The organism is Lacinutrix sp. (assembly GCF_023299985.1).
GTDB lineage: Bacteria > Bacteroidota > Bacteroidia > Flavobacteriales > Flavobacteriaceae > Lacinutrix.
The window spans coordinates 1-8014 of the sequence record NZ_JALZVX010000027.1; the positions used below are offsets into that span (position 1 = coordinate 1).

An 8014-nucleotide genomic window follows, 5' to 3' on the forward strand; every position below is an offset into this window, starting at 1 on the left:
AGCAATTTATCGTAGAATTATACTCTAAATAATAATTAATAACATTGGTATTTGGCCAAAGGATTTATTAGTGTTCTTCAAACTTTTAAATCGCGCAACCAAATAACAATTAAAACGAAGAACAATATGGCAGTATTTAATTTTCAGAAGCCCGACAAAGTAATCATGATTGATTCTACTGATTTCGAAGGTAAATTCGAATTCAGACCATTAGAACCAGGTTACGGTTTAACAGTAGGTAATGCACTTAGAAGAGTTTTATTATCTTCTTTAGAAGGTTTTGCAATTACTTCAATTAGAATAGAAGGTGTAGATCACGAATTTTCAGCTATTGCTGGAGTTGTGGAAGATGTAACTGAAATTATTTTAAACTTAAAGCAAATGCGTTTTAAGCGTCAAATAGAAGATGTAGATAACGAATCTGTTTCTATTTCTATTTCAGGTCAAGATAAAATTACAGCAGGTGATTTTCAAAAATTTATTTCAGGTTTTCAAGTTTTAAATTCAGATTTAGTAATCTGTAACTTAGATCCTAAAGTAAGTATTTCTATGGAGATTACAATTGAAAAAGGAAGAGGTTATGTTCCTGCAGAAGAAAATAAAAAGGCTTCAGCACCTATAGGAACAATCTTTACAGATTCAATATACACACCAATAAAAAATGTAAAGTATAGCATTGAGAATTACCGTGTAGAGCAAAAGACAGATTACGAAAAATTAGTTTTCGAAATCCAATCTGATGGTTCTATAACACCTCAAGATGCTTTAACTGAGGCAGCAAAAACGTTAATTCACCATTTCATGTTATTCTCTGATGAGCGTATTACATTAGAAGCTGATGAAATAGCACAAACTGAAACTTATGATGAAGAATCTCTTCACATGAGACAGTTACTTAAAACTAAGTTAGTGGATATGGATTTATCTGTACGTGCACTTAACTGTTTAAAGGCAGCAGAAGTAGATACATTAGGAGATTTAGTGTCTTTTAATAAAAATGATTTAATGAAATTCAGAAACTTCGGTAAGAAGTCTTTAACTGAGCTAGAAGAACTAGTTAACGTTAAAGGTTTAAACTTCGGAATGGATTTATCTAAATATAAATTAGACAAAGATTAAGTTTTTGTTGTCTTTCATTCGAAAGTAATATTCTAAAATTTAATCAAAATAAATAATTAATCATATTTTGCTCCTCGATAATTGAGTTTTGTAGCAAGATGATAAAACAAATGTCATGAGACACGGAAAAAAAGTAAACCATTTAGGTCGCCAGACGGCTCACAGAAAAGCAATGTTAGCAAACATGGCTTGTTCTTTAATCGAGCACAAACGTATCAACACTACAGTTGCTAAAGCAAAAGCTTTAAAAGGTTTTGTTGAGCCAATGATTACAAAATCTAAAAACGATACGACGCATAATCGTCGTTTAGTATTTTCTAAATTGCGTCAAAAAGAAGCAGTTACAGAATTATTTAGAGATGTAGCAGCAAAGATTGGAGATCGTCCAGGTGGATACACTAGAATAATCAAGTTAGGAAATCGTTTAGGTGATAATGCTGATATGGCTATGATCGAGTTAGTAGATTATAATGAAATCTACAATGCAGACAAGAAAGCTAAGAAAACGACTCGTAGAAGTCGTAGAGGTGGAAAAGCTGCAACAGCTCCAGTTGATACTAAAGCAACTAACGAAGAAGAATAAATGTTAATAAGCATTTAATATAAAAAGGATAAACTAGTTTAGTTTATCCTTTTTTTTATGCAATTTTGAAAAACTTTTTGACACAATTAACTACTATAGATATGAAATATCAAAAATTAAAAAAGGCATTAATTTTATTAGCAGATGGAACCATTTTCCATGGTAAAGCTGTAGGAAGAGAAGGTAGCGCATTTGGCGAAGTATGTTTTAATACTGGAATGACAGGTTATCAAGAAATTTTCACAGATCCATCTTATTATGGACAATTGATGGTTACAACCAATGCGCATATTGGTAACTACGGTGTAAATGATGAAGAAGCAGAATCAGACTCTGTTAAAATAGCAGGTTTAATATGTAAGAATTTTAGCTACGAATTTTCTCGTGACGATTCAGATGGATCGTTAGAAGATTTTCTTAATAAAAATAATTTGTTAGCTATTTCAGATGTAGATACTAGAGCGCTTGTTGCTTACATTCGTGATAATGGTGCAATGAATGCCGTTATTTCAACAGAAGTTGATAATATAGACGGACTTAAAAAACAATTAGCAGATACTCCAAATATGAATGGTTTAGAGCTTGCCTCAAAAGTCTCTACAAAAGAGCCTTACTTTGTTGGAGATGAAAATGCTTCAGTAAAAATAGCAGCTTTAGACATTGGTATAAAAAAGAATATCCTTAGAAACTTCGTAAAACGAGACGCTTATGTAAAAGTTTTTCCTTATAATTCTAAATTCGAAGATTTAGAAGCATTCAAACCAGATGGTTATTTCTTATCTAATGGACCTGGAGATCCAGAGCCATTAGTTGAAGCGCAACAAGTAGCTAAAGAAATAATTAAAAGAGATTTACATTTATTTGGTATCTGTTTAGGACACCAAGTAATTGCATTAGCAAATGGTATTTCAACATACAAAATGCATAATGGTCATAGAGGAATTAATCATCCTGTAAAAAACTTAATTACAGGTAAAGGAGAAATTACTTCTCAAAATCATGGTTTTGCTATTAGCAGAGAAGAGACAGAAGCGCATAGCGATGTAGAAATTACACATGTACATTTAAATGATGATACAGTTGCTGGTATTAAAATGAAATCTAAAAACGTGTTTTCTGTACAGTATCATCCAGAAGCAAGTCCAGGACCTAACGATTCTGCTTATTTGTTTGATGAGTTTATTAATAATATTAAAAAAAACTAGTATCAAATAAGCAATAGAATGTATTTTCTGTTGCTTATTTAGTTTTACTAAAACGTTATAGATAAATTTTTATTCAATTCTGATATCAATACTATATATCACACAAAATTAAACCGTAAATTTAAAGGTTAAACAAAATTTAAAACACTAATTATGAGTATAATAATAAACGTTCACGCAAGACAAATTTTCGATTCTAGAGGTAATCCAACAGTAGAAGTAGATGTAGAAACAGAAAATGGTTTTGTAGGACGCGCTGCAGTACCTTCTGGAGCATCAACAGGAGAGCATGAAGCTGTAGAGCTTCGTGATGGAGGAGATAAATTTATGGGAAAAGGTGTTACTAAAGCTGTAGAAAATGTAAATACTATTTTAGCTGAAGAGCTTTTAGGAGTAAACGTATTCGAGCAAAATTATATAGATACCTTAATGTGTGAAATAGATGGCACACCAAATAAAGCTAAGTTAGGTGCAAACGCTATTTTAGGAGTGTCTTTAGCAGTAGCTAAAGCAGCAGCAGCAGAATTAGGGATGCCATTATATCGTTATGTTGGAGGTGTAAGTGCAAATACTTTACCTGTACCAATGATGAATATTATTAATGGTGGTTCACATAGTGATGCTCCAATTGCATTTCAAGAATTTATGGTTATGCCAGTAAAAGCAGAGAGTTTTTCTCACGCTTTACAAATGGGAACTGAAATTTTTCATAACCTTAAAAAAGTATTACACGATAGAGGATTAAGTACAGCAGTAGGAGATGAAGGTGGTTTTGCACCAAATCTAGAAGGCGGAACAGAAGATGCGCTTGATACTATTAAGAAAGCAGTAGATAACGCAGGTTACACTTTAGGTGACGATGTTATGATAGCTTTAGATTGTGCAGCAGCAGAATTCTTTGTTGATGGAAAATACGATTATTCTAAATTTGAAGGCGAAACTGGAAAAATTAGATCTAGTAAAGAACAAGCAGATTATTTAGCCGAATTATCTCATAACTATCCAATTATTTCTATTGAAGATGGAATGGATGAAAACGATTGGGATGGTTGGAAATATTTAACAGAGCAAATTGGAGACAAAGTACAGTTAGTTGGTGATGATTTATATGTAACAAATGTAGAGCGTCTATCTAAAGGAATTAAAAAAGATATTGCCAATTCAATTTTAATTAAAGTAAACCAGATTGGAACTTTAACCGAAACTATTGCAGCAGTAAATATGGCGCACAATGCAGGTTACACATCTGTAATGTCTCACAGGTCTGGTGAAACAGAAGATAATACTATTGCAGATTTAGCAGTAGCCTTAAACTGCGGACAAATAAAAACAGGTTCTGCTTCACGTAGTGATCGTATGGCAAAATACAATCAATTATTACGTATCGAAGAAGAATTAGGAGAAGTAGCTTATTATCCAAAAATGAAAGCTTTTAAAATAGGATAAGCAATCCACTTTATTTACAATTTAAAGTCTTTCAGTATTTCTCTGAAAGACTTTTTTTATTCAATAACTTCTGTCAATATCATAATTGTTAAATCCTTGTAAAGATGTGTTAAAAATTGCGACTTATTTTGTAAATTAGCAATAAGAACAAACAAGTAAAAATCAAAATAAACATGTCAAAAACTGCTACGTTAGAAATAGACGGAAAAAAATATGAGTTCCCTTTAATAGTTGGAACAGAAAATGAAGTTGCAATAGATATAAAAACACTAAGAGGTGCTACAGGTGGAGTTACAACAATAGATCCTGGTTATAAAAATACAGGTGCTTGTGAAAGTGCTATTACTTTTCTTAATGGAGAAGAAGGTATCTTAAGATATAGAGGGTATTCTATTGAAGAACTTGCAGAAAAGGCAGATTTTTTAGAAGTAGCTTACTTGTTGATTTTTGGAGAATTACCAACACAACAAGAATTAGATAAATTTAAAGCAGATATTAAAGAAGAATCTGTAGTAGATGATGATATCAAGAAAATAATAGATGCTTTTCCAAAAGCTGCTCATCCAATGGGAGTTTTGTCTTCTTTAACAAGTGCTTTAACAGCATTTAATCCAGAAGCAGTAAATGTAGATTCTGAAGAAGATATGTACAAGACCGTTTGTAAAATTATGGGTAAATTTCCTGTACTAGTGGCTTGGACTATGCGTAAGAAAAAAGGTTTGCCTTTAAATTATGGAGACAGTTCTTTAGGTTATGTTGAAAATATCTTACAAATGATGTTTTCTAAGCCTAACGAAGACTACAAACAAAACGATATTTTAGTAAACGCTTTAGATAAATTATTAATCTTACATGCAGATCACGAGCAAAACTGTTCTACTTCTACTGTAAGAATAGTTGGATCTGCGCATACAGGATTATTTGCATCTATATCTTCAGGTATTTCTGCGCTTTGGGGACCATTACATGGTGGAGCAAACCAAGCAGTATTGGAAATGTTAGAAGCGATTAAAGAAGACGGAGGAGATACAAAAAAGTTTATGGCTAAGGCTAAAGACAAAGAAGATCCTTTCCGTTTAATGGGATTCGGTCACAGAGTTTATAAAAATTTCGATCCACGTGCAAAAATAATTAAAGTTGCTGCAGACGAGGTATTAGCAGATTTAGGTGTTGAAGATCCAGTGCTTGATATTGCAAAAGGTTTAGCTTCTGAAGCGCTTAGCGATGAGTATTTTGTAAAGCGTAAATTATATCCAAATGTAGATTTCTATTCAGGTATTATTTACAGATCTATGGGTATTCCTGTTGAGATGTTTACTGTAATGTTTGCTTTAGGTCGTTTACCAGGTTGGATTGCGCAATGGAAGGAGATGCGTGCTCGTAAAGAGCCAATAGGTCGTCCTAGACAAGTTTATATTGGTGAAAACCACAGAGCGTTTAAAGCTGTTGAAAAAAGATAATACTTAATAAACTATATAAAAAGCTTCATAAGAAATTATGAAGCTTTTTTCTATATTACTACCATGTTAAAACTCAATGTAAAAAACGAAACATCACGCTTAAGAGCAGTTGTTTTGGGTACAGCAAAAAGCAATGGTCCAACGCCTAAGTTAGAAGAAGCTTACGATCCTAAATCGGCTCAGCATATAAAAGCAGGAACCTATCCACTAGAAGTAGATATGGTTAAAGAAATGGAAGCCGTTGCAAACGTTTTTAAAAAATACAATGTTAAAGTTTACAGACCAGAATTAATAGAAAACTGTAACCAGATTTTTGCTAGAGACATTGCTTTTGTAATAGACGATGTGTTTGTAAAAGCAAACATATTACCAGATAGAGAAGAAGAGTTAGAGGCTGTACAGTATGTTATAGACCAAATAGATCCAGAAAAAGTTATTAGGCCACCAGAAGAAGTGCATATCGAAGGTGGAGACGTTATGCCTTGGAATAATTATATTTTTGTAGGTACATATAGAGAAACCGATTATTCAGACTGTATAGTAGCACGTACAAATATTCAAGGTGTTGCTTTTATAGAAAAAACATTTCCACATAAAAAAGTAAAGTCTTTTAATCTTAGAAAATCTCAAACCAATCCAAGAGATAACGCATTACATTTAGATTGCTGTTTTCAACCAATTGGTACAGATAAAGCAATATTACATAAAGAAGGTTTTCTTGAAGAAGAAGAGTACGAGTGGTTGTTAAATTACTTCGGAAAAGAAAATTGTTTCATTATTACAAAAGATGAAATGTATAACATGAATAGTAACGTATTCTCAATTTCTGAAACTGTTATTATTTCTGAAAAAAACTTTACACGTTTAAACACTTGGCTTCGCGAAAACGGTTTTACTGTTGAAGAAGTGCCTTATGCTGAAATTGCTAAACAAGAAGGTTTGTTGCGTTGTAGTACGATGCCTTTAATTAGGGATTAAAATGAAGACCTCGTTTAACGTTAAGTATAAGAAACGTAGGGCAGGTGATAAGCACTATCGTTTCGTTTTATTACTTAGCTAAATATAAATATTTTGCTTTTATCGTTTCTATTATAAACGCCAATTTTTATATTTAGCGGACTTTGTTAATATTCACAGACCTTTCGATTTAGCACAAACGCCCTATGTTTTTTATACATTGTTAGGCATCGTTTTTTACTCACGAAATATATCGATTTCATCTATCCAATACCAATCTTTCTGTAGTTTTTTGGAATATACTATGTGATAAGCTCTTTCAAATAGTTCGTCAAACGTTAAGACATCAATATTTCTATTATTCCTTCTAAATCGTTCTAAAGTCTTGTTCTTTAAAATGTTGGTGTTATCAAGTTCAAATATTGGAAATTCCCTTTTCTTGCAACCTATAATCAATAAAGATTTTGGGTCAACAGTTTCCACACCGTCTTTTTTCATTCGCTTATCATCTCCATCTACGAACACTTTATCATCAAAGGAACGCTCTAACTCATTCTTCTGGCCTAAGCATTGGCTTAAACCTTCAATAAAATCACTTGTAAAATCCCAAGTGTTAGCTCTTCCTTTTGACTTTTTAACTTTAAAGATATTGGCTGAACTGTGTTTCAGTTCGATTAAAGTTGTAAACTCAGAAATGCCAAATAAATCAACTTGAGGACTTTCACCACCTTGAGAATTTGCTATACCAACTTTTTGCTCATCTAAAAAGTCAGCAATAAAACGTAAATCAGCATTTAACCCCAAAATCCAATCATTATTTTGAAGAAAATGATGCCAAATATGTTCTTCGCCTGGTTGAATATCATAAATCTTACGATATTTTTCCCGCGAGTTTTTTAGGTCTTTTAGTAAATAATAAAATCCTCGAAGGTTCTTCTTTCTATTTTCGAAAGTTATAGCTTTCAGTTGGTTGTAAGATAAATCTGAAATACCTACTAATTCTTTTAAATCTTGGATTTTTTCAAGTTCATTTTTGTCTGTAAATTCTAAAACATACGCCTCTTTAGAAACTACTTGAAATGAATTTTCAAATTCTCCGACGTCAACTAAATCTTTATAATTAAATAGAAATCCTAAAAATCTCCAAAATCTAATAGCATCTTCTGACTTATCAAATTTGATTGTTACTTTGTCCTTACTTTGAGTAGATTGTATATCGCCATTTGTTGCTATTCTTTTAAAAG

Annotated in this window: 7 protein-coding genes; 6 read left to right on the forward strand and 1 reads right to left on the reverse strand. The window is 32.1% G+C overall.

Annotation, left to right across the window (positions count from 1 at the left end; translation table 11 throughout):
• Window positions 1-126: 126 nt before the first annotated feature.
• The 6 genes from Q0C58_RS01670 (at window position 127) to Q0C58_RS01695 (ending at window position 6791) form a co-directional block, all read left to right on the forward strand.
• On the forward strand, window positions 127-1119 hold the full coding sequence (locus Q0C58_RS01670) for a DNA-directed RNA polymerase subunit alpha (protein ID WP_290696662.1): 993 nt from the start codon (window positions 127-129) through the stop codon (window positions 1117-1119).
• 115 nt (window positions 1120-1234) lie between these two features.
• Window positions 1235-1702 carry a 50S ribosomal protein L17 gene (gene rplQ / locus Q0C58_RS01675; protein ID WP_290696664.1) on the forward strand — a complete coding sequence of 156 codons (468 nt, stop codon included), beginning with the start codon at window positions 1235-1237 and terminating at the stop codon, window positions 1700-1702.
• Between the two features lie 101 nt (window positions 1703-1803).
• Window positions 1804-2907 (forward strand): glutamine-hydrolyzing carbamoyl-phosphate synthase small subunit, encoded by a 1104-nt coding sequence (carA, locus tag Q0C58_RS01680; RefSeq protein WP_290696666.1) that lies wholly within the window; start codon window positions 1804-1806, stop codon window positions 2905-2907.
• A gap of 153 nt (window positions 2908-3060) precedes the next feature.
• Window positions 3061-4353, forward strand: a complete 1293-nt coding sequence (gene eno, locus Q0C58_RS01685) for a phosphopyruvate hydratase (protein WP_290696667.1) — start codon at window positions 3061-3063, stop codon at window positions 4351-4353.
• Between the two features lie 173 nt (window positions 4354-4526).
• On the forward strand, window positions 4527-5813 hold the full coding sequence (locus tag Q0C58_RS01690) for a citrate synthase (protein ID WP_290696669.1): 1287 nt from the start codon (window positions 4527-4529) through the stop codon (window positions 5811-5813).
• A 63-nt stretch (window positions 5814-5876) separates the two neighbouring features.
• On the forward strand, window positions 5877-6791 hold the full coding sequence (locus tag Q0C58_RS01695) for an arginine deiminase family protein (RefSeq protein WP_290696671.1): 915 nt from the start codon (window positions 5877-5879) through the stop codon (window positions 6789-6791).
• Window positions 6792-7007: 216 nt separating this feature from the next.
• Here Q0C58_RS01695 and Q0C58_RS01700 read toward each other — a convergent pair.
• A partial coding sequence (locus Q0C58_RS01700; protein WP_290696673.1) for a Shedu anti-phage system protein SduA domain-containing protein occupies window positions 7008-8014 on the reverse strand: 1007 nt, incomplete at its 5' end.